1 protein-coding gene is annotated in these 239 nt (G+C 40.6%); it reads left to right on the top strand.

The window, feature by feature from the left end:
• Positions 1 to 239: reverse transcriptase domain-containing protein (locus HHH54_RS11735; RefSeq protein ID WP_269814028.1), on the top strand; the 239-nt coding region annotated here is incomplete at both ends.

The following is a 239-nucleotide window of genomic DNA, read 5'->3' as shown; positions in this document are numbered from 1 at the left end:
TTGAACCATGATAAGTTGATGTACTTGTTTGAGCGCTTTATACAAGACAAAGCTATTTCTAAATTTATCCGCAAAAGTTTACAAAGCGGGTCTGCAGACCTGTCTGGCGAATACGCAGAAAGAAAGACAGGTGCCCCTCAAGGTGGAGTTATATCTCCTTTGTTGTGTAATATCTATTTGCATGAACTGGATAAAGAATTAGAGAAGCGCGGACACCGTTTTGTGAGATACGCTGATGA

The sequence above is a fragment of the Staphylococcus canis genome, from assembly GCF_016238445.1.
Taxonomy (GTDB): domain Bacteria; phylum Bacillota; class Bacilli; order Staphylococcales; family Staphylococcaceae; genus Staphylococcus; species Staphylococcus canis.
This window is presented reverse-complemented; position numbering and strand designations above follow the sequence as displayed.